Below are 23,566 nucleotides of genomic sequence, written 5' to 3' on the forward strand. Positions count from 1 at the left end.
GCTATGAGCCAGTTCGCACAACCAGAACGCCAAACCCAAAACCGCATAGTGCAACTATTCCAACAACAATTAAGCTATCGCTATCTGGGTAATTGGCAAGACCGACCGAACAACAGCAACATCGAAACCGACATCCTCACCGCCTTCCTGTGCGACAAACAAGGCTACAGCAACAGCCTTATCACCAAAGCCTTGGATGAACTCAACAAAGTCGCAGGCGACCAAAGCAAAGGTCTTTATGACATCAACAAAGAAGTTTACAGCCTGCTGCGCTATGGGGTCAAAGTTAAAGAAGAAGTTGGCGAGAACACCCAAACCCTTTGGCTAATTAACTGGGAAGAACCCCAAGAAAACGACTTCGGCATTGCCGAAGAAGTCACCGTCAAAGGCGAAAACACCAAACGCCCAGACATTGTACTGTATGTTAACGGCATCGCCCTTGGTGTCCTCGAACTTAAACGCAGCACTATCTCCGTTTCCCAAGGCATCCGCCAGAACCTCGACAACCAAAAATCAATCTTTATTAAATCCTTCTTCCACACCATGCAGTTTGTCATGGCAGGTAACGACACCGAAGGACTCCGCTACGCCACCATAGAAACCCCAGAAAAGTATTACCTCACCTGGAAAGAAGATAGTCACAGCCACATCGAAAAACTCTTAGACAGAAATCTGCTGCAACTGTGTGAAAAAGAGCGTTTTTTAGAACTCATCCACAACTTTGTTGTCTTTGACAGTGGTATCAAAAAACTCTGCCGTCATAACCAGTATTTTGGCGTTAAAGCTTCCCAAACTTACATCCACCGTCGAGAAGGGGGAATTATATGGCACACCCAAGGCAGTGGTAAAAGCCTGACAATGGTTTGGCTGACCAAATGGATTCGGGAATATAACTCTAATGCTCGTGTCTTAATTATTACTGACCGTGATGAACTCGACCAGCAAATTAAAAGCGTGTTTTTAGGGGTCAATGAAAATATCTATCGCACTACAAGCGGTGCAGACTTAATTACCCAACTGAATAATACTACTCCTTGGTTGCTCTGCTCTTTAATTCATAAATTTGGCAGAAAAGACGGTAAAAAAACTCAAGCCGACTACGACAACTACATAGCCGAACTCAAGCGCAGTTTACCCCAAGATTTTCAAGCCAAAGGCGATATTTATGTCTTTGTCGATGAATGTCACCGCAGCCAGTCAGACAAATTGCACAAAGCGATGAAAAAAATTCTGCCTAATGCTTTGTTTATCGGTTTTACTGGTACACCCCTACTCAAAAAAGACAAACAAACAACCATCGAAGTTTTTGGTGATTACATTCACACCTACAAATTTAATGAAGCTGTAACCGATAAAGTTGTCTTAGATTTACGCTACGAAGCCCGCAACGTTGACCAGTACATTACCTCACCAGCCAAAATTGATCAGTGGTTTGAAGCCAAAACTAGAAACTTAACCGAATCTGCCAAAACCGAACTCAAAAAACGCTGGGGTACGATGCAAAAAGTCCTCAGTTCCAAATCACGACTAGAAAAAATTGTTGCCGACATCATCCTAGATTTTAATACTAAAGACCGCCTGCAAAACGGTCGAGGCAATGCCATGCTCGTCAGTAGCAGTATTTATGAAGCTTGCAAATATTACGAGTTATTCCAAAATGCTGGCTTGACAAAATGTGCCATTCTTACTTCCTATGATGCCTCTCCCCAGAGTATTAAAGGTGAAAGCACGGGAGAAGATGAACTCACCCAAAAGCTAAAGCAGTACGAAATTTATCAAAAAATGCTCAATGGCAAAACGCTAGAGAAATTTGAGGAAGAAGTCAAAAAGAAATTTATCGAATCACCCGCGCAAATGAAGCTGTTGATTGTAGTGGATAAGCTGCTGACGGGTTTCGATACTCCTCCAACCACCTATCTTTACATCGATAAATCTATGCGTGACCATAGTTTATTTCAAGCCGTTTGTCGCGTTAATCGCCTAGATGGGGAAGATAAAGAATGTGGTTACATTATCGACTACAAAGACCTATTTAAAATCTTAGAAAAATCAGTAAATGACTATACTTATGAAGCCTTTGAAGATTATGAAATAGACGATGTTGATGGGCTATTAAGCGACAGATTAATCAAGGGTAGGGAGCGCCTAGAAATTGCCAGAGAAAGCATCAAAGCTCTGTGTGAACCAGTGGAGCCACCCAAAGACACCGATGCTTATGGACGCTATTTTGGTGGTGCTAACGACGAGCCAGACAAGCTCAAAGACAACCAGCAAAAACGCCTTGCACTCTATAAATACACAGCCGTTTTAATTCGAGCCTACGCCAACCTAGCTAATGACATGGTGGAAGCCGGATATACCCCAGCAGAAATCGAAATTATTAAACAAGAAGTTAAATATTACGAACAGGTACGCGCCGAAGTAAAACTACGCAGTGGCGATTATATCGACTTAAAAACCTATGAACCCGCCATGCGTCACTTGATTGATAGCTATATCGGTGCAGAAGAAAGCGAAGTTATCTCAGCCTTTGACGACATGACACTAATTCAGTTGATTGTCGATCGCGGTGTAGATGCAGTTGACGCATTACCCAAAAGCATCAAGCAAAACTCAACAGCCGTAGCCGAAACCATCGAAAATAACTTACGCAAAGTCATTATTGATCAGCAGCCAACTAACCCCAAATACTTCGACAAAATGTCCACGCTGCTGGATGAGTTAATCCAAGTCCGAAAAGCAGCCAGCCAAGACTATCAAGCCTACTTGCAGAAAATTGTTGAGTTAAGTAAACAAGTTGTTCAACCTAGCAGTTCCTCACAGTATCCTCAATCATTGAACTCTCGCGCTAAAAGGGCGTTATACGACAACCTGAATCAAGATGAAGTATTAGCTTTAGCGATAGATGCAGCGATTCGCAAAACCAAAAAAGATGGTTGGCGGGGAAACAAAATCAAAGAACGCGAAGTAAAAAATGTGATTAAACAACATCTAGATTCTTCGGAAGATTTAGAACGCATTTTTGAAATAGTCAAAAGCCAAAGTGAGTATTAAAATGCACCAAATAACCATCGGTGAACTCATCATAGACGTTGCCAGAAAAGACATTAAAAACCTACACTTAGCAGTGCATCCCCCTGATGGTCGGGTACGTATCGCCACACCCCTACACATAGATGACGAAGCAGTGCGTTTATTCGCCATCTCCAAACTAGGCTGGATTAAAAAGCATCAAGCTAACTTTGCAGCACAAGAACGCCAATCCCCAAGAGAATTTGTATCTGGTGAAAGCCATTATTTTCAAGGTAAACGCTATTTACTAAATGTCATTTATTACCAGGGAACTGGCAAAGTAGAAGTTAGAAATAATACATATATTGACCTTTATGTAAAAGAAGGAAGTAATGAAGCGCAACGCCAACAAGTCATGATGTCCTGGTATCGACAGCAGTTAAAACAGGAGATTCCCCAATTAATCGCCAAGTGGCAACAGAACATGGGCGTTCATGTTGAGGACTGGGGGATAAAACTGATGAAAACCAAATGGGGTACTTGCAACATCCAAGCCAAACGCATCTGGCTAAACCTGGAACTAGCGAAAAAAGACAAGCACTGCCTAGAGTATGTTGTAGTTCATGAAATGGTACATCTGTTAGAACGTCATCATGGCGATCGCTTCGTGGCTTTGATGAATAAATTTCTGCCGAATTGGAGATTTTATAAGGATGAGTTAAAGCGTTCTCCCCTTGGAAGTTACTAAGTTTGACTTCTAGATATCCAATTCTCAGGTACTAACGCCCTTCCGTCAGTCCAAGGTTCTTCTACTAAAGCATTTTGAAACCTCTCATTATTACCGAGATTTGCGTGTTCCATAATGATGATTTGAAAATTGGGAGATAGTTCTTCACATACATCAAATATAAAATTAAACATCCTTTCAACTGCTGCCATGTCAGTATTCGCACCACTGATTTCATCTGATGGTGTTGCCTGTAAATTTAGATACCCTTCGTTTGATGGAAAATAAATTTGAGTAGGCTGATCTAAAAATAAAAAATGCGGCACTGGACGTTTGCGTTCAACAAAATGTTTGTGTAGAGCAAGAAGTGTAATCAAGTGACAACCAAGCCAGTTTTCTCCTCCTCCCATTCTTGCCATAGGGATTGGTCGTTCAGGTCGGTCTGCAATTACAGTCAATTTATTTAATTCAAATCGGTAGGGAGAGTCACTATGTTCAAGTTTTAGTTGTTTAGCCCATTCTGTCATCTGTTGTCCAATTCGATTTAATATGGAAACTAAAATTGCTTTTATTTCACCAATATTTAGTTGTTGTTCGTAACTGGCAATTAGTTGCTTCAATTGCTCAATATCTGAGCGTATTTGAGAATTTTCATCTGTAAATTCTAAAGTTTCGAGATATAGACTAATACGACCCACTGTGCGAGCTATATGAGCGTTAGTATCACGAATTTGTTGGGCTGCTTCTTGCTCATCTATAGCAGCTTTAATAGCTATTTCTTTTTCTTGAATCTCTAATCTTAGCGTTTCACGCTGTTCTTTAAGTTGTTGAATATGCTCAAGTAGCCTTGGCTGGCTAACTTCTACATTTTTGACATTATTTTGTAAACTTATCAAAGATTCTTTCATTGCGGACAGACTGGGAATAGGTTCTGGTAAACTAGAGTTACAGAAAGGACACTCATTTGGATAACTATTCTCAGTTTTAAACAAATTTATAGATTCTAGTCTTAATAGTTGTTGATTGGCTTCTTTGGAAAAACCTGTTTCTTTTTTTAAAAAAGTTTCTGTAGCAATAATTTTTTCATGTATTTGTTTGAAATTTTGGCGAATTTCTTCAACTTCAGCCTGTAGTTCTGGAAACTGATCATTTCCTGGAAGTATAACTTCAGTTACTCCCCATTGCAAAGTAGACTGGAGTGCATCGAAAATATCAGTCGCATCTTTAGCAATAAAATTAGAATGTATTAAACCTACTTGTTGAGCCTCAATCAGAAGATTACTACCTATAACAACTCTTTTTTTTGTAATCGTTTCTACTTCTTTAAGGCTACTTTGAGCTTCCCCTAACTTCTGACGAGCTTGATGCAGTTCTTTTTGCAATTTAAGTCTATCTTCTTGAATTGCACCTAAAAAATATGGAATTGTATCTTTGATTGTTTGTGGGATATAATTCTCTTGCTGACGATGAAATAAAATATCCTGATTTGCAATAGTACCCTGTTTTTGAAAAAGATAATAAACCGCGTGTCTTATATTTGTTTCAAATTGTTGTCTTGATCCTCCTTCTTCAACAATAGTTTGGTTAGCAGAAATTCCAATTAATTCCGATAAAGAATTCTTTATCGCATCGTCGTTAGAGTTTGGTTCTAGTTGAGCTAACTCAGGAATGACAATATTAGTGCCGAAATCATAATAGACTTGATTCTGTGAAGCACTATTTTCCGATGGCTTAGGTTTTGCAATAAAAACCTGATTTTTATTAATTTGAAAAAGAACTGCATACCAAGCAACTTTATCTCGTATAACACCATCAGGAATCCGAAATTCTGTCCGTCCAAGGCAATAGTCCACAATTTCAAGGAGAGCAGATTTACCTCTACTGGAATCGCCAGTAATTATATTAACTTTTCCTAATTTAAAGTCTATAGTTCGTTTATTCCCGACAGAATTGTAGAGAGTTATGGACTTGATTTGCATACAGAGTAACTTTACGGACAAATGCCCCACATAGTATAAATTGTTGATACTTCTCCTGCTTGAGCAAGCCAACGTCCAACAAATTCAGCTTTCTTGCAGCAGCTATATGGTTCCGTATCTTCAGACCATGATACAGCCAATATACGCTTTAATTTACCGTTTACATAAGTGAATTTTCCATCGTCACAGATATTAACGATACCAGTTTGCATTCCAAAAGCTAAAGCTTCTTTTGTGTAAGGGACTAAGTAACTTGTGCGATCGCCAAATCCAACACGAGCTTCAGGCTGTCTTTGCAGCCAAATATGTAACTTAGTTACTGTTGTTTTTGGTAAAGCATTTCTCGTTGAGCCATGAAGAACAAGCGGCAGAACGAGAAAAAGAAGAGAATATGGCATACCCTGCTTCTTTTGAGCGTGATAGTTCTTGATGGCATTTCGCAGCAGAATCGAACAAAAAGCCGGATTTAGAAGATTGGCATATTCAAATGGACGCTGCTCCCAAGATTGCACAAATTTCTCTCCTAGACACTAGCTAATAACTGAGTTAGTCTTTCTAAAAATTTGGGATGCCAGTGTACGCGGCGTTCATCTGCAAGTATGTGATAACTACCACGCATTACGTATGGTTCTGTAACTTGATCACGAATACAAATGTTAGCATCTCGCTCCATCCAATTAAATACTTTTCTACCGAATTTCTTATATTCAAGCTCATCATCATTACCGTCTAACATTTCATCTTGAAGCGCAAGCTTATAACGCTCCCATTCATCTATTAGCTTTCTCTCATATTTTTCAATTTCGCCTCCAAACAATAGTTCCTCACGCGCCCACCGAGAACGCTGCTCAAATGCTCTGTAGTAGTCTAATATGGCGTTTTCAATTCGCTTGTGATGAACAGCAATTTCTTTTAACTGATCAACAAAACATCTATTGTCTTGTGAAATATCAGGTTGTTCAGGAATTTCTAAATCATAAAAGTCAATTGGCAAAGCATCAGGTTTAAATTGGTCGTTAATCTCGCAAATTTTCTCGCGCACTTCAAAACCCGATATGAAGTTAACAGAATCGTCACGAAGATGCTTTACAACTTTCGCAAACCACCAGCCTTCTAGCCGTTCATAAACACCATCTCGATGTTCTCTCCTAACTGCAACCAACTTTTCTTTAATTTTCGGTGTTATGTCAATAATATCTGGAGAACCATCAATAATTTGTATAGAGTCAATTAGGAGTTCTTTTCGTGTATGATCTAAAGCTTTAAATGCTTCAAAAGATTTAGTTAGAGCTTGGTTATTTGATTTATTGGCAACCTCAATAAGTTTTTGGAGAGCAAGTTTAGCGTTTCTAGCTTTAATAGGACGCAATAAAAATGCAGCAGAAGTTTCAGGAGCTTCAGCCGTAGTTACTAAAGTTAGCAACGTATCAGGTAAAGAAATTTTGTTTTCTTGCAGTTGGGTACTCCAGACACGAAGAGTTTTCCAAAGGTCAGTGCTACTGTCTGTTAAAGAAGCTTGAGTCGTATGATGCTTCAACTGTAATAATTCTGTAGGATTATTTTCTTCCTCAAAAAATGTGATATCGTCTAAACTCTCAACTGCAAGCTCTAATTCTTCTTTATTAGTTAAAATTAAATACAGAGCATAGCGTGCTTGGAACATATATCCAAGCGCTTGTGAACCTGCTGAAAACCCTGTACTCATATCGTTTACTCACCTCGACTAAGTTAACTTACTAGCCAAAGCCAATTTGTCTATCTCGTACAACTTTTTTTATATATTAGAATCAAAATCTAACCTATGTTATTTGTCATTCCTCAAAGTACTGTGACATATAAAGAACTTAGTATATTAGCTTGATACATGGCTGACTGTAATTCATGGTCACTTACTGGTCATAGTCGCATATTTCAAAAAACTATGCTAGCAATCTTCAAAATTCAATAATGTACTAATATTTTTTGCTCATGTTGAACTTATGTAAACACACTCAGAACTCGTTTAACTTTTAGTATATAGAATATTTGTACTATAAGATATATCTTGCAACAAAATTTGGTTAGCAGACGTAAATCGGGTTTTTGATCCAAATGATAGGTAATGGCAAGCTCTGAAACGCCTGGGTAAAGCAATAAAAAATCAAATGGAAGTATTGCTTAATAAGCTTTCTGTCGCTTTGCCATACTTCTAAAAGGAGCATGACATTTTTTGCATTCTCCGTTTTCCCACAAAGCAGGGATAGAAAAACGTTCTTTGCAATAGGGGCACTCTGATAACAAACGTAGTTTATGACTATCACACCCCACCTTTGATTGAAACTGCCACTCCAATCTATGAAATGCTTGCTCTCCATAACACGCAGCACACAAGCGTATTGGCTCTATTTTCATTTTTTCACCCTTGGGAGGGAACATTAGAGCAATTCGGTCTGCTTCCAAGCCAATTAATTTACCGATCGCCTCTAATTCCTTTTGACTAGGAAACGGATTAAATCGAAATTTCTCCCATCTTGCTAATACTGGGCCAATTCCTGCGGCTTTACTTAAAGTTCCTGGATACGATACGCAAACTGCTTCGTGTCGCCTAAATCTACCAAAATAGTGGCTGATACTCTCCCCTTCCTGGGGTTCGATATACCAAGGTGGATGTTGAACAGTTTCTGGCTCCATAAGTTACATTTCAATACCTAAAGGGCTTGCCATAAACCAGGAAAATAAAACTGTTGAACAACTGCCATAGCAGTTCAGTCAGGTATATTGGCAGCAAGCTGGTTGAAATTCTGGATGTTTAGAGTATTATTCGGTTAACCGAACAATTAGATTCGGTTAACCGAATAATACTACAGATAAGTGCGAACATAAATTTTAGGAATTTTGCCTCAGAGTTTTTAGACACCCGAATCCTCAACTGTCTTACTAACTGTCTTCACGACAAGATCACTAATGGAGATGGCGTTCTTCGTGCGCCAATCTCACCAAAGCCTCGTGGATATCTTTGGGAAATTATACAGAAGTTTGTACGCGATCGCTCTAGCTCATCATCTCTAGAAAGATTTATCGCCAGTTCATCATATCACTGCAAAATGTTTAACAATGTTTAATAATGTGTAGCAAGGTTCTTCTGTTAAAGTAACAATATTGGAAAAAATTAATTTAATGTTTGCAATCACCCGAAAAATGCCTAATTTTTGAGGTATGAGAAAACCCTATGCCTGATATTCTCCCCCAAATACCGCCAGTGGCCTTACCGGAGGTTATTCCCAGCAAATTACCTCAGCAGAAATTTCATCTCGGTGAATGGGTACGATGGTTTCAAGTACCCAACGGCGATTTTGGTCGCATCATTGGAGTCATATACACCCAACAAGCTAGTTGTATTGCCACTGGATTACACTACCTAGTTCTTTTTGATCAGCGCAGTCCCTCTCGTGAAATTTGCACCTGCGATTTCGCTTTCGAGGAAGATATCGAACCTCTGGATAATTCATCATTGTCAAGGCTTCAGGGCAATCATGTCTGAAGCTCAACAACATCAGCAATTGCTAGAATTACACAACAAAATGTTTATGTCTCCCCAAGAGTTTAGTTACCGTTGGGGATTGGGTTATGAAGAATTAGCAAAAATCTGTACCATCTCTAAATCGACGGCTTATCACTGGTTGGGTGGACAAGCTAGCCGCCGAGAAGCTGGATTACCTTACCAGAGAATTATGGCTGTGGCTGATTTTCTTTTCGCCAACACCGAAGTAATTAATCCTCTCTTGGAACAGTGGCATAATTCTCAACCACCAAATTAATTTTTCAATTTTTGCAAATTGACAAAACTTTTCTCCATCACCTTGACCGATATAAAAAATAGGTAGTAGGGTGCAATTTATCGTCACCAGCCTACTTACTGTTCATGAACTCCTCCACCAATGACTCCTATTACCTGCCCCCCAGTATTGAATTAACAGAAAACCATGTCCTAATTTATCGCATGGCAATCCCTCTCAAAAATGCCATCAGCTACTTACAACAATTTCACCAGTCAGAATACGAGGATATTTGTCGGGATGCTTTTGAGTTAGGATTTCTTTGCTTGCAAACGGCTCAAACCCGTCATGGCAATGAATTAATTAAGCAGCAGATGGAATCTTTATTGGTGGAGTTTCAGCAGGCAGTTAGGGTAATAGCTGAGTCTTTTGGGCAGGAATTAGTTAATCAAGTAGGGACAGATAATGGTCAATTGTTAGCTCCACTACAAAATCAAATTAATCTCACTTCAGCCATCCTCACTGAAAAACTCAATAGCGTAGGCACTTTGCTTACACACGAAATTGACCCCGCCAGGGAAACTTCTGTTGTTGGCCGCTTTCTCTGTTCATTACGTCAACTTTTAGATGCTAAACGCTCTGATTCTATTCAGGGGGCATTTAAAGCAGCATTAGTAAATGCCACTAAGGAAAACGGTACTCTGGCAGTGGCAGTAAAAAATGTGGTTTCTGAGTCGGTCAAACCGCTAGCTGAACAAGTAGAAAAACTGACTAGGGAAATTCGAGATCAACAGGTAACACAACAAGTACTTTCGCAGACAACTACAAAAGGCATAACTTATGAGGAACTAGTCGTTGTCGATCTGCAAAATTGGTCAAAGTTGAGTGGCGCAGAGGTAGAGTATATTGGTCATGATGGAGACACTGGCGATATTCTGGTAAAGTTTACGAGTAAATCGCTAGCTGCAATCGAAGTATCAATTGTGATCGAGCTAAGAAACCGGCCCTCAAAACCTTTTGGTCGCCAAGCAATCACTCAACATTTACAATCAGCAATGGTGCGACGTTCTGCGAATTCGGCAATTTTTTTAAGTTATTCCCGTGAAGGGTTAGCGCAGGAAATAGGCGACTGGGCAGAGGGAGTTACTGAGTCAGGTTATTGGATCGCCACAACCCATCCATTTTTAATCATTGCTATCCGCTTTTTGGTAATCCAGCAAAGGTTAAATAAATTACGTACCTTTCAATCAGAACTGGATGTGATTGCTGTTGAACAACAAATTCAGCAAATTCGCACAGCTTTGGGCAGAATTAGAACCATGAAAAAATCCCTGACAGAAGTTGGTAAGAGTGTGGCTGTAATTAAAGCTGAGGCGGATGCTATGAGTACAGATATTCAATCAGCCCTGAAATCAATTGAGCAAACGCTGAGTTTTGTAACTGGTGAAAATCTCGGCTAACAGATTAAGTTCCATAATCCTGCAATATTTATTCGCCGATAACTTGCCCAAAAGGTTTTTTTATAAGTAAGGTTGTAAAGTATTACCGTTAAACTCCTAACAGCTTTAGATATAGAGCAAGCAAAAATTCAGCCTTTTCTATTAAATTTAACTTTTGGTTCTTTTCGTCTCCCAAATTTTCTAGTCAGATTAGCTTGGCTCAATTCAAAGGCTGGCTCATCTAGTTTCAATATTGCAATTTTGCGAAGTAAATCATATAAAGGCTCTATCAAGCCTCCAGACTTTAGCCGCAAATAAGAAACTACGTTCTGAATTTTAGTAAGATTTAATCGACGATTTTCAGGAAGAAATTTTTTCTCCCAGTCGTCTACAACTTCAATAATGTCTTCTTCCGCTAAATTAGGAAACTCGTATGACTCTAAAAATGAGTCATGAACACGCACGTATGGAAGACTTTTCCGTTCAATAATATTATCACCTAGATAGTAAGTCCCAACTAAGATAACGGGGATTCGCAGTTTTGTAAAAATATCAATTAGCTCATTAAAGGCTTCCAAAGTTAAATAGTCGGCATTACCAATTATGAGTATTTTGACACCATAAGCTTTGAGAGTTCCCCATGCCCGCGATCGCAAATCTCGAAGTGTTCCAACATGAGCAAGTGGATGACCTATTTCTTCCATAATGGAGCAATATAAATCCGTTGGCCCACCATGTTGATGAATTTCTGCATAGATAACAGTTGCAGGAATTTCCAAAAGCGTCCCTCGTCGTTTAACATATTGCGTCCTGTACAGTTGACTGGCTTTTAATAAGCCAGAACCCGTAGCAGATGCAACATAACCACAGAGTTTTGCATCACGCTGGTCATCAAGCCAGTCAAACAATTCTGTATCGCGGTCTAGGGGAAAGTAAGTGTCAGCTTTACCAATCCGCTCAACCTCAGCCTGAATTTCTCGCGATCGCCGTTGTTCCTCGGCAGATTGAAAACCTGCATTAGACTGCTGTTGAAATTTGAGATTGACATGGGCTAAGTTTGTCTCCGACATTTCACTTACCAATTATCCCTCATGAATTGATTCCAATCATTTACACCTACCCTCGGTCGTCGTCTAGCTTTGGCTGTTTGATTAGTATCAGGTTTATTCTGTGTAACTTGCTTATCTACTGAATTTACAATGTCTTGTGAACCTGCGTCAAATGTAGATGTTAAATTTTCTTGTAATACGGTTATTTCCTCCACTGCTGCATTTTGAGGAAATAACTCAACTACTGTTGATTTATTAGACTTAACCTCATGTTGATGTTGGGCCTGTTTACGGCGTTGTCTGCGTCTCTCCTTGCGCTTTTGCTCAACATCCTCGAATCTAGACAACCGCTCATTCAAAATAGAAGAATTATCAACTTCTTTACCTTCATCCCGCAATTTTTTCTTGATGTAATTCAATTCGGCCAGAGACATCCTTTCTCGTTCACAATCTCTAGCTTGCATAATCCCAATAAACTCTCCTGGCTCACCGTTAATAGGGCGACTATAAGCAAGAACTGTTGTAATATTACGCTTATCATATCTTAAAGAAACTTGCTTACCTTCATAATCTAATAAGTAATCTCCTTGATATACCCAACCAAGAAAATTCACAGAACCATGTTTTTCTACATTGCGATACGCAACTTTCATTAAACAAATGTCTAGTTCACGCTCATCAATAAGCTCAGGTTCTTCTAGTAAAAAACTTGAATTCCATCGCTTAATACGTTTTTGATTTTTGACTCTTGGATAATTATGACAATTATAGTGATCTACAAAATATCTCACTAATATTTTCTCTAGATCATCCAGCGTCAGACAGGCAGTTCTTTCTGCTTCTCGAGGACGTTCTTCAATACTTGAACCAGTGTATCCACCATAGAAAGACAAAATTTCTTTATTAATCTTGTCAAATATCGATTCAATTAAACCACCTGCTTGGGGAAAAGCACGCAAACGTCGTATAAAACCTAACTGTAGTGAAATTTGTTTTAAATGTTCCGACTTAAATTCCTTTGCACGGTCTGTCATTATATATTCTGGAATTCCACAAATCTGCCATGTTTTTTGGAGTTCGTACTCCGCTCCGTAGTGCTTTGGCAGAATTGCATGACGTAGAGCCAAGCCAACTTCATGTGAGCCAGCAGATTCAAAACCTAGATAAAAACCTGTGACACAACCAGAATAACTATCCATTACCAAGGTGATGTATGGACGACTGATAACTTTCCTATCTTTTTCGTCAATCAATAAAATATCTAATATAGTATGGTCTATTTGCCAAATCTGATTGCTGTGGGTGATTTCTAAAATACCTTCAGTTGTTTGAAGAATTTTTCCTTCTATCGGTAAACCTGGATGGCGAACTGTACTATCTTGTTCTTGTAGATAGGAATTAATGATTTTATAAACAGTGACATGAGAAGGGTACTTTCCTAATATTAAATCTTCTCTCACCTGAGAGTATCCTTGAAAATTTTCATCATATTTATTATGTTGCAGTTTCTCTCCTTTGAAAGCTAAAGCTTTTAAATACACAAAAATCTGATTGTGATTGATCCGAGAACCTTCTTTGTTACCCCATTCATGAAGGTTCACAATAAAATCATGCCACTGTTTAGAAATACGATATTGTCCCTTATCCTTACGCCCAACAGCTAGAGTCGCAACCCCTACCTGTTCAACTTTCTCTACCATGCGCTTAATAGTTCGAGTGCTTTTATCCAGAGCTTTCGCTGCATCTGCGATCGCATCCCTACGAGCTGCTTTGTTAGGTGCTTGACGGATACCATCAATTAATTCCACCTTTTTAAGATAATCTGGTGAATCTTCGTTAACAAGCAGGTGCTTTGTATGTTCTTCCTCCATTTTTGCTGCCTTCTCAGTCTCCAATGCTGGAAAGACTTTGCTCGTAGGCTTCCTGGGCATAAGCGGCTCTCAAAAAATATGTCATCATTTACTTTAAAAGTTTACAGTATTTCTGACATCATTTGATTTAAAAGTGTTTGCAGAATGATTAAGATAATAAAATCGTCACAACCCTTGACTATTATGAGTTTTGACGATTATTGCTATTCATTGCAAAGATGACAAGAATTATTTAAATTGGACAATAATTATTTAATGCACACCATGTTCACTAAATGTAGGATGCGTTATTGCGAACATCAATTTTCATCTTACAGGTTTTCAGGTAGATAATTAATATCAAGTAACTGTTCTAAGCTATAAGTGCAATATTGAGGTAAGCTATCTAGTTTACCCTCAGTTTTTTCAATTACATATCCTAAAGCATCATCATAAATAGATGCTAATTCCTTTTCTAAATATTGATATAAATTCGTTGTCAAGTTGCGTTTTAATTGATTCCTAAAACTTCTAACTTCTGCTTTCCAATGTCCAGAATTAAATTGAGATTCTTCTTGCCAATATTGCAACAATAAAAGATGTCTAATAACTTGTTCTAGTAAACTAGCCACCTTCGCTTTGTCTCGACGACCCAAATTTTCTAGTTCCTCAATTAAATTTTCTAAATCTAATTCTTCTAAATGATTAGATTTCAATAGCTTGATTGTTTCTTCTAACCAGAGATGCTCATCAATTTCATAAAGATTTTTTAAACTCAAATTAGAGCTAACTCTTTGCATAAAACCTCCTTGACTTAAATCTGACAAGATTAGGTTAAGTATTGCTTATCCTACTGTATTATAACTTGTACTGCGATCGCCTATTAGAGTTAACGTGAGTTCAACGAACCTCTTCCTGCCTTGAACTAAAATTCAAGTCTATATCTCTGGGAGTCGGAGAGGGACGGTTTTGCGTAGTAAAATATCTTAGAGGTCTTTTAACTCAGCCCTCTTCATAAACTACTAATTAATTGCCCCAGAGTTTCTGTAATATTTTTTTAGGATGGGATTCTAGAAACTCTAAAAACTGTTCTGACTGATCAGAATTATTAGGAAAGAATGTTAAAAGCTCTAAATATTGATTCGTTTTTTTGGGCATTGGTTGATTCTGTTTTTTCGGGTCTTGAAGTAATCGGACAACAGGATACATTCGATGCCAAAGTTTGCCAATTTGCCCAACTTCACCAGTCACGGATGAGCGATAGATAGAACCTTCAGAAATTTTGGTTCTGGGAATCGCTTCCCGGTAGGGACTATGTAACCAACGAATCGCTTCACAGTCTTCTGCTTCATCAGCCAAACGTCCCCAAATTTGCACGGTTTCTGGATGCCATGCTTCCCACCAAGGTGCATAATTATGAGGATCAGGAGTAATGCCTTGCAAGTGCATCCAATTGCTAGCAGCTTGACGCACTTCCTGAATAAACTGGCTGACTTGTTCCAGCTTGCGGACTCGCACATCTTGGATTAAGGATTTTGTTCCTAACCACTGCCAATGACAACCAATCAATGGTTTTGGATCTTCTTGCTCATAATATTCTGGTAAGAATAACCGATGATCTGCTCGTCGCCAAGATTTGCCAAACCCACCCAGCAGCATTGCAAACCGAGTTAATGCTTTGACTAATTTCTGCAATGCTTCGCGTTCTGTATCGCCTAAGTTTTGCGTTAATAACCAAGAAAGATATCCTTTAACTTTGTAGGTAGGCGTTGTGTAAGAACGCTGTCCAAATTCTTCTAGTTCTAATTCAGTTTCGCCAAAAGCCATGCTCAACAAACCGAACTTTTCTTGATGGGAACGCACGCCACCAAACAAAGTTTCTACCAAACGGTCAGCTGTATCAGCATTAGTTAAGCCGCCAAAGATTCGCAAAGCATGACCCCGCAGTGCATCTCTAAATATATTCGGGCGAAACTCACCAGTACCATCCAACTGTTTAGATACTTGACCTTGCCCTTGTATTTGAACGCGGTAAATAAGTTCACCTGTGTGGTGTTCCGGTTGTCCATAGCCTGCACAAACTCGACAACCTATTCCGGTAGAAAGTGCTTTTTCCCAGATGTTCCAGATAGTTTCCCACTCACTTGCTTTTAGGGTAATCGTGCTGGAAATACCAAATATTAATTCTGGTTTATACAGCGAGATTTGCACAAAAGCACCTGCTGACTTTTTATCGTCTTTAACTTGCCAATCCTGTTGGGGATGGACAATATCAACGAGTTTTTCTTGCCAAGTGTCAGTGGTGGGATAGCCGCCATGAAAGCGGAGAATTCCTGGCTCAAAGTCTCCAGCTTTGATGTCTTTGCCGCAGTAGCGTTCTGCTTGTTCTATTGTGCAAGCGCGGCGAAAAATCCCTTTCATTCTGCTACCAGGATAAAAGGGCCATCCTCTAGCACCAATTACCGGACGAATCACACCATCATCCTGTCCGCTATTGGTAACAAAGCGCCAACTGATGGTGTAAGAGCGAGTTTGCACCTCGTCACCAAATATCGGAGGATTCGGGTAGGCTTTGTCTATTCATTGTTCAGCCCAGCGTTCTGACTGTTGCGATCGCTTTTCCTTTCGGGCTTGATCATCTATATATTGTATCTGGCAACGCCCTTTGGTTTGCGCTTGAAACATCAAGGGGACTTTTTTGGCAGCGTCAGGGATGTTGTTAGGCATATAGGGGATTTTCAGCCGATGAATATGTAGTAGGATGTATGGTGTCAAAATTGGGTTAAAACATCATTTATTTCATAGGACAAAGGTTCACTTTGAAAGGGCTAGGATAAAGGGATGTGGGAGTTGCGCTCCAGCAATTCATTGTTCATTTTGATTATCTAAGGTTTCCCGATGTCAAAACCTCCCTCCATTATCAATGCTGATATAAGTCGCTCGGTTACTCCAGAACTTCTCTTAGGTCTGCAAGGTTTCGTTGCCTTTATCGATAACGGAGCAGATATCGAGGCAGTTTTTGATATTGCTGCTGCGTTAGCCAACCATGAAGTTTCTACTGCCGCGATTACCTATCTCAAGTCTCATCCTGAAATCGCTCAACTTTTTGAAGAACAATATATTGCACCGACTCCCAATCTAGAAGCGTTACTCAAGCTGCCATCTGATTCGTTAGGCTTTGTCTATGCCTCTCACATGCGAGCCGCTAACCTTAATCCAGAGTTTTATCGCAAAGTCGAGCTTCAAGATGACGCAAGCTATTTAGCTCTGCGGATGCGACAAACCCATGATATTTGGCATACCGTTACAGGATTTGGCATCGATTCTGCTGGGGAACTTGGGCTGCAAGCATTTCAGCTCGCGCAAAATCGCTCTCCGCTTGCAGTGATGTTGATTGCCGCAATAACGCTGAATATGATCAAGATGAACAGCGATTTAAACCCGCTTGTACGTATCATTCAGCAGGGTTACGATTTGGGGTATCAGGCAAAACCCTTTCTGGCGCAGAAGTGGGAAGAGGCTTGGGAAAAGCCGCTAGTAGACTGGCGTAAAGAGTTAAATGTCACTCCTCTAAGATAAAGCCTGATCACAAGATGGCAGAGAATGATAGGGCAATCGGCTTTGAGGCAGGCGTGTGAAGAGGGGTTTTCCAAGTCGCGGTTTAGTTGTAACTGTGATGATTTTGCGCGGATTCTGGCAAATCTTCAAAACCCTGATTCTGTCGTTGCGATCCGCGCTGTTTGTCCAGTCAGGGTTTCAGCGATTTTGTTTGAATGTTGCGGTTGAGTTGTGGCAACATAATTTGCAATTCGCGCAAATCATCTCTGGATGCTATTGTTTGTATGGGTTTCAAAACCCTGCAATTCCCAGCGACAGGGTAAGGTCGCTTTGTTGGAAACCCCTTTTGCTCGATAACAAAAGTTAGGTAAGAATGGATTCCCGGCGACAGGGTAACGTCGCTTTGTTGGAAACCGCACAACTTTGGTGCTTAGTTTATGGTTAAAGGCATATTCCCGGCGACAGGGTAACGTCGCTTTGTTGGAAACACCAGCATTACCTATCGGCCGTTTAATTCCACCATGAAATATTCCCGGCGACAGGGTAACGTCGCTTTGTTGGAAACATTTGGTTCCCAGTTTCATCGAAGTTGAGGGGGAAATTCCCGGCGACAGGGTAACGTCGCTTTGTTGGAAACCCAAAATTATCTTTTTTCCCTTAGGTTAGATATTGAATTCCCGGCGACAGGGTAACGTCGCTTTGTTGGAAACATATCTGGTAGAAGACCTGCGATCGCACCCACGGATTCCCGGCGACAGGGTGACATCGCTTTGTTGAAATAATCAAACAAATAACCGTCAGCGAACAGTGCCAAACACTGCTGACGGCTTTATAGTGGTTCTCAATCAGCCTGCAATGCGATTGTTTCGACTGCAATGGCATTGTATTGACTAACAATGCCATTATTTCGACCTACAATGCGATTGTTTCGACTGCAATGGCATTGTATTGACTAACAATGCCATTGTTCCGACTGACAATGTGATTGTTTCAACTTACAATGCCATTGAATCAACTTACAAAAATTAACTTATACCAATTTCAACAATGATTGCAACAGATGAAACACCAAAAGCTCATCCCATAACTCTTTCTCTACAAGACACTACACATAGCTTGCTTCACCATCGGAGTACACAATTCAAAATCTAAAATCCAAATTGGGACTTGTTCGGCTCGTTTTTCTGAAGGCGTAAATGCTCACCCCAAAAGCGTTCCAGTCCGTAAGCAACAGCCATTCGCATTTTATACGACTGCTTGAGAGAAGTTTGATCGCGCAGTTTTGCTGCTAAAACTAGCTTTTGCGCTTCTTGATCTAAACCGTAAGAATTCCAAGCCATTATAGATAATCTCCTCCCAAGGTGACACGGTAACGACCAAACCCGATTGATTCCAAACCGCCAAAATACAGTTCACTGGATGCAGAATTACCAAAAGGTTTCCACCCCTTTTGTTTCAAAGCGACGGGAAACACTAAGACGCTACCTTCTGGCAAAGCTTCCACATCAAAAAACGCTCCCTTTTTCGCTTTTTTCTGTGTATCTTCCAATGCGACTCGACTTTGACGATAGAGTGCCATGTCGTGCAGAATGGCAATATCGTTATCTCCCACCACCACAAGGTTAGATTCTGGTAAGTCAGCACCGATTGGTATCCATTGTGATAAATCTGCTGACTGTTCTATCTCCATAAATCCCAAGTTGAAAAATAGGACTTTGCGATTTACTCCTACCTGTCTACCTTGGAGAGTCTTCGGTGCAGTGTAAGTAGCCGGAAGTTCTGCGGAAATTCCCGCAATCATTTTGTATCTTTTTAATAATCTGGGACAAGTAATCCAGACAACGGGTTGACCGGGACAAAACACTGGCAACCACACTAAGGAGGCATATTCAAACTTTACCAGTGCTTCAGTAGTGCCGCCGTCTTCTTGGTTTTCGACAACATGCTGTCCATACCATAAGGCTTCTAGACCTTCTTTAGTTAGCACGCATATCGGCACGGAAGCGATACCAGCCATCTGCCAGAGAAATGTTACTGAGGTAAATTAAGCAAGCATCAGGATGCATCTGCACGGCGTTTTCTAAAAAGAGACTGCCTTGGGTGCTGTCTCTATCAACTTTGCGCTGATTCAGTTCGATTCTGGGATGCAAGTGCGGCAAGAATTCCCAAGGTTCTTGATATATTTTTTCCGGTTGATGCCAAGAATTAATTGGAATCCAGTGATTTCCCTTGTCAAACTTGCCGCTTACCGATTCACCTGTTTCTGTTAGCCATTCCTGTGTTTCAGAATACCAACGCAATTGGTGTATTTCCCCCTGTTTCACCAAGGAACTAAAGGGTATGGGGACGTAAAAATTTTCTGGTTGCTGACTACACGCCCAAAAAGGCCCAGCGATTTTCAGAGAGGCGATCGCTTCTTCGTTTAAACTGGCAGCATATAACCCCGATACTGTAGCAGCACTGGGGGGAAAGCTGATACCAGAACGCCCGACTAAATTTTCTGGTGAAAGGAACCTGCCTGCACTGCCATACAGCAATCCCAGAGGTTCAATAACAATTAGATATTGGAACAACATATAGTGCTTTTTGTTTGACCTCTCTCCAAACCTCTCTCCTAAAAGGAGAGAGGCTTTGAATTCTTACTCCCCTTCCCACACTCCGTGCCGCTATGCAAACGTAGGGAAGGGGTTGGGGGTTAGGTCTCTATTGGACTCTGTTGTACCTGACATTAGATGAAACCCAACTTTAGCAAGGTTAATAATCCACTCGTTGAGACTTTGATGCTTGTCTTTACAGTCTTCCAGACGATTCCCCAAAATCCCAGTTTTGCCGTCACAGTCCCACAAGTATTTCTCCAAGGTGGCGCGATTATCTTTACCAAAGTAAACTTCAAACATTGCCAAAGCGACTTCTGATTGATTTTCCCCGAAAGCGTGCCGAGATTTCAGCACGGCGACATCATTCTATATATGTGTCCAATTTTTACCGTGGTTGCGATCGCCATAATTCTCTAAAACATCCTCCAGAAACCACCAAGGACAAACCCATTCCATCCAGTTACCACCGTTAAAAAGGATTCGCAAGCCAATGCGATCGCGTCCCATGCCGAACCAAGCGATCGCATCTGCACCAGATAGAGTAGAACTTTCACCTTGCCAGTTGATGCCAATCCAGTCGCGCGATCGCTTAATATTGTTCAGCTTTCGCCTGACATCGCCAATACTGTTACCTTGCTGCCAAAAGAACTCCCAAGCATGATTTGTCCACAATTCCCACTCTTGCCGCCATTGATACTCTTGTTTAATCTGATCTACAATCCACTGCTGACAAGTGAACAACGGCTAAAAGCCATTCCAGATCAAGAGCGAATTCTCGGAATGCTGTTACCGCCTGACGCTGATAATTATATTTTCCTTTCCCCAGCAGGTGAGATTCTCTGGCGACGAGTTACCCAACAACACCAAGCAGCAGAAATAGTAGCAGAACCTTCCGTTTCAGAAATCCAAATCTCAGAAAAAATCAGCAATTCTGTTAAAAGTGTCAAACATCATTATCCGCAAGGAACTTTAGAATTTGCCGAAAACCTTGCTCAACTCGCTTTTGTAGAATCTGTTATTGGTGGTCATTTTGAAAACACCACAATGCGACGCATCAAAAGTGTGAATGATGATGGTTCGATTCGCCTGTTGTGGGCAGATAATCAAAAAGCAGTTAACATTACTGTTCAGACTACCGCACGGGGACAAGTTCAAACATTAAAAGTGTGCGATTTTATCCGTCCACTACTGGATGCTTAACAATTTCTAGCGATCGCTTCAACCAATCTAGTATTTCTATTTTTACAAAAACCGTAATAAAAAAAGGAGCCTGACTCAGACTCCTTAATAAAAAACTAGTAATAAAATTGTGACTACTTAACAGTCACCTTACCGCCAGCTTCTTCGATCCGCTTCTTAGCATCTTCAGCAGCATCCTTAGCAATACCTTCTTTAACTGCCTTGGGTGCAGCTTCTACCAAGTCTTTAGCTTCTTTTAGACCCAAACCGGTCAATTCCCGGACAATCTTCAGCACAGCAATCTTCTTATCAGCTGGGACTGATTCAAGAACCACTTCAAACTCGGTTTGCTCAACAACTTCCTCAGCAGCAGCAGGACCACCAGTACCAGGCATCATCATCATGCCACCAACCGGTGCAGCAGCACTCACGCCAAAAGCTTCTTCAATTTGCTTGACTAACTCAGAAGCTTCCAGCAAAGAAAGGGTTTTTAGTTGTTCTAAAATTTGATCGGTTGCAGTAGACATTGATATAACTCCTGTAATTTTGATTATTTATTTGTCATGGGTCATTGGTCTTTAACTATTGACTTTTGACTCTTGACTAATGAACCACGAAATCTATTCAGCAGCGGTTTCGGTGCTGCTATCTGGTTCAGCAGCGGTTTCGGTGCTGCTATCTTGTACAGCAGCAGTTTCAGTACTGCTATCTTGTACAGCAGCAGTTTCGGTGCTGCTATCTTGTACAGCAGTAGTTTCGGTACTGCTATCTTGTACAGCAGCGGTTTCGGTGCTACCACCACTTTGCTCTTGGTCAGCCACAGCCTGCAAAGCACGAGCCAGTGAACCAGGAACTTCGTTGATACCCACAGCAATCTTGGTAGCCAAGGCGTTGATAGCTCCAGCAATTTGGGCTATGAGTTGTTCCTTAGATGGCAAGTCTCCCAGTACCTTGACATCAGGTTCTTTGAGTAGACGACCTTCCAGTACACCACCGCGAAGTTCTGTTTTCTTGGTGACTTTTTGGAATTCTTGGTATGCCTTAATTGCCGATGAAAAATCTTCTTTTACCAGCAAAAAGGCGGAAGCACCCTTAAGCAATTCTGACAAAGGCTGCCATTTTTCATCATCTTTAATGGCAATGCCCATTAGGGTGTTCTTCGTCACCTTACAAACGGTGCCACTGGGACGCAGCCGCCGCCGTAAATCGGTGATTTCAGAAACTGTTAGCCCCTGATAGTCAATTACCAGTGCCAGAGTTGACTCACTCAAAGTTTCTTTGAGGTCAGCTACTATCTCTTTTTTATTTTCTACTGTTCTACCCATTCCAATCTCACCTCCTTAAAATAATCGGTGATTGCCCTAGTTGTACGTTTCTTCTAAACTTGAACCCAAACAACAAACCCCAGCTAATATAGCCGGGGTTGAGTAGTAAGACTCCTGATGCCATAGTTATCACACCTTTATAGGTGGTAATTCTGACAATTAGAGTTTTAACCTCGGCAGGATATTAAGCTATTAGCACCTGCTGTCTCCGGCTTTGCCTATTTAATTTAAAGTTAGGAACAAGTAGTTAGGAGGAGAGACGCGATTAATCGCGTCTGTACAGGAGTTAGGAATAAAACTCATAACTCTTAACTCCTAACTTATAACTCTTATTAACCTGCTTCGCTCAGTTTCAAATCTCGTAGGGCGGTGATATCAATTTTAATCGATGGCCCCATAGTGGCTGACACATAAAATGTGCGCCAATAACGACCTTTAGCTCCTGAAGGACGGTTACGGTCAATCGTCTCCTGCAATGCCTTCAGGTTGACTAACAAATCTTCAGGCGAGAAAGTTGCCTTACCAAACATAACATGGACAATACCAGTTCGATCGGCTCGAAATTCTAATTTACCAGCTTTAAATTCGGCGATCGCACTTGCTAAATCAAATGTCACGGTTCCACCCTTAGGCGATGGCATTAAACCACGTGGCCCAAGCAACTTACCCAGCTTTGCCACCTGTGGCATCACATCGGGTGTGGCAATCAGCTTGTCAAAATCCATCCTACCTTTCTGGATTTCGTCAATCAGTTCTTCTGAACCTACTATATCAGCACCAGCGTTGCTTGCTTCGTTTACCTTTTCGCCTCTGGCTATCACCGCCACCCGGACGATTTGTCCTGTACCTTTAGGCAGTCCTACTGTTGTCCGTAACTGTTGGTCTGTATACTTGGGGTCAATTCCCAGCCTGATATGCGCTTCAGCAGCTTCAGCAAATTTAGCTGTTGCTGTGTCTTTGAGAAGGGCTAAAGCCTCTAGGGGTTGATAGTCCTTATCTTCTACTTTTGCTTGCAGGGTCTGCAAACGACGCGATATTTTTACCATTTTTTTCTCCTGGGGTAATTCCGAAGCTTCGCCTCTCCCCCGATACAATT

Annotated in this window: 23 protein-coding genes, 1 pseudogene, 1 CRISPR repeat array and 1 other annotated feature; of the genes and pseudogenes, 7 read left to right on the plus strand and 17 right to left on the minus strand. The window is 40.8% G+C overall.

All coding sequences use genetic code 11. The features are described from left to right. Nucleotides 1-3: 3 nt before the first annotated feature. Nucleotides 4-3,054 carry a type I restriction endonuclease subunit R gene (locus V7K49_RS22645; protein ID WP_335207592.1) on the plus strand — a complete coding sequence of 1,017 codons (3,051 nt, stop codon included), beginning with the start codon at nt 4-6 and terminating at the stop codon, nt 3,052-3,054. 1 nt (nt 3,055) lies between these two features. Then, the gene (locus tag V7K49_RS22650) at nt 3,056-3,760 is read left to right on the plus strand and encodes a M48 family metallopeptidase (protein ID WP_335207593.1); all 705 of its coding nucleotides are present in this window, start codon (nt 3,056-3,058) and stop codon (nt 3,758-3,760) included. Here V7K49_RS22650 and V7K49_RS22655 read toward each other — a convergent pair. From V7K49_RS22655 to V7K49_RS22670, 4 genes are all read right to left on the minus strand, one after another. Continuing rightward, nucleotides 3,757-5,718 (minus strand): DUF3732 domain-containing protein, encoded by a 1,962-nt coding sequence (locus tag V7K49_RS22655; RefSeq protein ID WP_335207595.1) that lies wholly within the window; start codon nt 5,716-5,718, stop codon nt 3,757-3,759. The two genes, V7K49_RS22650 and V7K49_RS22655, sit on opposite strands and share 4 nt — an antisense overlap. Before the next feature lie 11 nt (nt 5,719-5,729). Then, nucleotides 5,730-6,230, minus strand: a complete 501-nt coding sequence (locus V7K49_RS22660; protein WP_335207597.1) for a three component ABC system middle component — start codon at nt 6,228-6,230, stop codon at nt 5,730-5,732. Between the two features lie 11 nt (nt 6,231-6,241). Beyond that, nucleotides 6,242-7,423, minus strand: coding sequence for an ABC-three component system protein (locus tag V7K49_RS22665; protein WP_335207599.1), 1,182 nt, complete (start codon nt 7,421-7,423; stop codon nt 6,242-6,244). 452 nt (nt 7,424-7,875) lie between these two features. Next, nucleotides 7,876-8,388, minus strand: a complete 513-nt coding sequence (locus V7K49_RS22670; protein WP_335207601.1) for a TniQ family protein — start codon at nt 8,386-8,388, stop codon at nt 7,876-7,878. Nucleotides 8,389-8,926: 538 nt separating this feature from the next. Between V7K49_RS22670 and V7K49_RS22675 the strand changes: the two genes are divergently transcribed. The 3 genes from V7K49_RS22675 to V7K49_RS22685 all read left to right on the plus strand — a co-directional run bounded on the left by V7K49_RS22675 (nt 8,927) and on the right by V7K49_RS22685 (nt 10,933). Continuing rightward, on the plus strand, nt 8,927-9,238 hold the full coding sequence (locus tag V7K49_RS22675) for a hypothetical protein (RefSeq protein ID WP_335207603.1): 312 nt from the start codon (nt 8,927-8,929) through the stop codon (nt 9,236-9,238). After that, nucleotides 9,231-9,515 (plus strand): helix-turn-helix domain-containing protein, encoded by a 285-nt coding sequence (locus tag V7K49_RS22680; protein ID WP_335207605.1) that lies wholly within the window; start codon nt 9,231-9,233, stop codon nt 9,513-9,515. The genes V7K49_RS22675 and V7K49_RS22680 overlap by 8 nt, the downstream gene beginning before the upstream one ends. A 104-nt stretch (nt 9,516-9,619) precedes the next feature. Further along, nucleotides 9,620-10,933, plus strand: a complete 1,314-nt coding sequence (locus V7K49_RS22685; protein WP_335207607.1) for a hypothetical protein — start codon at nt 9,620-9,622, stop codon at nt 10,931-10,933. 128 nt (nt 10,934-11,061) lie between these two features. Here V7K49_RS22685 and V7K49_RS22690 read toward each other — a convergent pair whose 3' ends face one another. From V7K49_RS22690 to V7K49_RS22710, 5 genes are all read right to left on the minus strand, one after another. Further along, complete coding sequence (locus V7K49_RS22690) at nt 11,062-11,982, minus strand: ATP-binding protein (protein ID WP_335207608.1); 921 nt, start codon at nt 11,980-11,982, stop codon at nt 11,062-11,064. A gap of 5 nt (nt 11,983-11,987) precedes the next feature. Continuing rightward, nucleotides 11,988-13,832 carry a transposase family protein gene (locus V7K49_RS22695; protein ID WP_335207610.1) on the minus strand — a complete coding sequence of 615 codons (1,845 nt, stop codon included), beginning with the start codon at nt 13,830-13,832 and terminating at the stop codon, nt 11,988-11,990. Between the two features lie 311 nt (nt 13,833-14,143). Next, on the minus strand, nt 14,144-14,611 hold the full coding sequence (locus V7K49_RS22700) for a DUF29 domain-containing protein (RefSeq protein ID WP_335207611.1): 468 nt from the start codon (nt 14,609-14,611) through the stop codon (nt 14,144-14,146). Between the two features lie 226 nt (nt 14,612-14,837). Beyond that, entirely contained in the window at nt 14,838-16,349 is a 1,512-nt protein-coding gene (locus tag V7K49_RS22705; RefSeq protein ID WP_335207612.1) for an RAMP superfamily protein, read from the minus strand. Nucleotides 16,350-16,391: 42 nt separating this feature from the next. After that, nucleotides 16,392-16,586 (minus strand): hypothetical protein, encoded by a 195-nt coding sequence (locus V7K49_RS22710; RefSeq protein WP_335207613.1) that lies wholly within the window; start codon nt 16,584-16,586, stop codon nt 16,392-16,394. Between the two features lie 123 nt (nt 16,587-16,709). Here V7K49_RS22710 and V7K49_RS22715 point away from each other — a divergent pair, with 123 nt between their 5' ends. Then, complete coding sequence (locus V7K49_RS22715; RefSeq protein WP_334873363.1) at nt 16,710-17,390, plus strand: Coq4 family protein; 681 nt, start codon at nt 16,710-16,712, stop codon at nt 17,388-17,390. A gap of 283 nt (nt 17,391-17,673) precedes the next feature. After that, nucleotides 17,674-18,150: direct repeats of the CRISPR family, unit length 37 nt; unit sequence ATTCCCGGCGACAGGGTAACGTCGCTTTGTTGGAAAC. Nucleotides 18,151-18,517: 367 nt separating this feature from the next. Here the strand turns inward: V7K49_RS22715 and V7K49_RS22720 are convergent. The 5 genes from V7K49_RS22720 to V7K49_RS22740 all read right to left on the minus strand — a co-directional run bounded on the left by V7K49_RS22720 (nt 18,518) and on the right by V7K49_RS22740 (nt 20,638). Further along, the gene (locus V7K49_RS22720) at nt 18,518-18,709 is read right to left on the minus strand and encodes a hypothetical protein (protein WP_335207743.1); all 192 of its coding nucleotides are present in this window, start codon (nt 18,707-18,709) and stop codon (nt 18,518-18,520) included. Further along, the gene (locus V7K49_RS22725) at nt 18,709-19,386 is read right to left on the minus strand and encodes an RAMP superfamily CRISPR-associated protein (RefSeq protein WP_335207614.1); all 678 of its coding nucleotides are present in this window, start codon (nt 19,384-19,386) and stop codon (nt 18,709-18,711) included. Before V7K49_RS22725 ends, V7K49_RS22720 begins: the two co-directional genes overlap by 1 nt. Continuing rightward, nucleotides 19,346-19,945 carry a hypothetical protein gene (locus V7K49_RS22730; RefSeq protein WP_335207615.1) on the minus strand — a complete coding sequence of 200 codons (600 nt, stop codon included), beginning with the start codon at nt 19,943-19,945 and terminating at the stop codon, nt 19,346-19,348. Before V7K49_RS22730 ends, V7K49_RS22725 begins: the two co-directional genes overlap by 41 nt. A gap of 90 nt (nt 19,946-20,035) precedes the next feature. Next, nucleotides 20,036-20,320, minus strand: coding sequence for a hypothetical protein (locus V7K49_RS22735; protein WP_335207617.1), 285 nt, complete (start codon nt 20,318-20,320; stop codon nt 20,036-20,038). Nucleotides 20,321-20,332: 12 nt separating this feature from the next. Further along, on the minus strand, nt 20,333-20,638 hold the full coding sequence (locus V7K49_RS22740; protein ID WP_335207618.1) for a hypothetical protein: 306 nt from the start codon (nt 20,636-20,638) through the stop codon (nt 20,333-20,335). A 27-nt stretch (nt 20,639-20,665) separates the two neighbouring features. On the opposite strand from V7K49_RS22740, the gene V7K49_RS22745 reads away from it, so the two are divergent. Then, nucleotides 20,666-21,166 (plus strand): hypothetical protein, encoded by a 501-nt coding sequence (locus V7K49_RS22745; RefSeq protein ID WP_335207620.1) that lies wholly within the window; start codon nt 20,666-20,668, stop codon nt 21,164-21,166. Nucleotides 21,167-21,279: 113 nt separating this feature from the next. Here V7K49_RS22745 and rplL read toward each other — a convergent pair whose 3' ends face one another. The 3 genes and pseudogenes from rplL to rplA all read right to left on the minus strand — a co-directional run bounded on the left by rplL (nt 21,280) and on the right by rplA (nt 23,516). After that, nucleotides 21,280-21,672, minus strand: a complete 393-nt coding sequence (gene rplL, locus V7K49_RS22750; protein ID WP_334873350.1) for a 50S ribosomal protein L7/L12 — start codon at nt 21,670-21,672, stop codon at nt 21,280-21,282. A 270-nt stretch (nt 21,673-21,942) separates the two neighbouring features. Then, nucleotides 21,943-22,470, minus strand: a pseudogene (rplJ, locus tag V7K49_RS22755) (50S ribosomal protein L10); the annotation flags it as partial. A gap of 62 nt (nt 22,471-22,532) precedes the next feature. After that, nucleotides 22,533-22,700, minus strand: a sequence feature (ribosomal protein L10 leader region). 102 nt (nt 22,701-22,802) lie between these two features. Further along, entirely contained in the window at nt 22,803-23,516 is a 714-nt protein-coding gene (rplA, locus tag V7K49_RS22760) for a 50S ribosomal protein L1 (protein ID WP_335207621.1), read from the minus strand. Between the last annotated feature and the right edge of the window lie 50 nt (nt 23,517-23,566).

This window comes from Nostoc sp., from assembly GCF_036919675.1.
Classification (GTDB): Bacteria; Cyanobacteriota; Cyanobacteriia; order Cyanobacteriales; family Nostocaceae; genus Nostoc.

Coding starts and splice junctions, on each gene's coding strand:
- V7K49_RS22645 (WP_335207592.1), top strand. CDS start 4: ATGAGCCAGTTCGCACAACCAGAACGCCAAACCCAAAACCGCATAGTG.
- V7K49_RS22650 (WP_335207593.1), top strand. CDS start 3,056: ATGCACCAAATAACCATCGGTGAACTCATCATAGACGTTGCCAGAAAA.
- V7K49_RS22655 (WP_335207595.1), bottom strand. CDS start 5,718: ATGCAAATCAAGTCCATAACTCTCTACAATTCTGTCGGGAATAAACGA.
- V7K49_RS22665 (WP_335207599.1), bottom strand. CDS start 7,423: ATGAGTACAGGGTTTTCAGCAGGTTCACAAGCGCTTGGATATATGTTC.
- V7K49_RS22670 (WP_335207601.1), bottom strand. CDS start 8,388: ATGGAGCCAGAAACTGTTCAACATCCACCTTGGTATATCGAACCCCAG.
- V7K49_RS22675 (WP_335207603.1), top strand. CDS start 8,927: ATGCCTGATATTCTCCCCCAAATACCGCCAGTGGCCTTACCGGAGGTT.
- V7K49_RS22680 (WP_335207605.1), top strand. CDS start 9,231: ATGTCTGAAGCTCAACAACATCAGCAATTGCTAGAATTACACAACAAA.
- V7K49_RS22685 (WP_335207607.1), top strand. CDS start 9,620: ATGAACTCCTCCACCAATGACTCCTATTACCTGCCCCCCAGTATTGAA.
- V7K49_RS22690 (WP_335207608.1), bottom strand. CDS start 11,982: ATGTCGGAGACAAACTTAGCCCATGTCAATCTCAAATTTCAACAGCAG.
- V7K49_RS22695 (WP_335207610.1), bottom strand. CDS start 13,832: ATGGAGGAAGAACATACAAAGCACCTGCTTGTTAACGAAGATTCACCA.
- V7K49_RS22700 (WP_335207611.1), bottom strand. CDS start 14,611: ATGCAAAGAGTTAGCTCTAATTTGAGTTTAAAAAATCTTTATGAAATT.
- V7K49_RS22715 (WP_334873363.1), top strand. CDS start 16,710: ATGTCAAAACCTCCCTCCATTATCAATGCTGATATAAGTCGCTCGGTT.
- V7K49_RS22720 (WP_335207743.1), bottom strand. CDS start 18,709: ATGGCTTGGAATTCTTACGGTTTAGATCAAGAAGCGCAAAAGCTAGTT.
- V7K49_RS22725 (WP_335207614.1), bottom strand. CDS start 19,386: ATGGCTGGTATCGCTTCCGTGCCGATATGCGTGCTAACTAAAGAAGGT.
- V7K49_RS22730 (WP_335207615.1), bottom strand. CDS start 19,945: ATGTTGTTCCAATATCTAATTGTTATTGAACCTCTGGGATTGCTGTAT.
- rplL (WP_334873350.1), bottom strand. CDS start 21,672: ATGTCTACTGCAACCGATCAAATTTTAGAACAACTAAAAACCCTTTCT.
- rplA (WP_335207621.1), bottom strand. CDS start 23,516: ATGGTAAAAATATCGCGTCGTTTGCAGACCCTGCAAGCAAAAGTAGAA.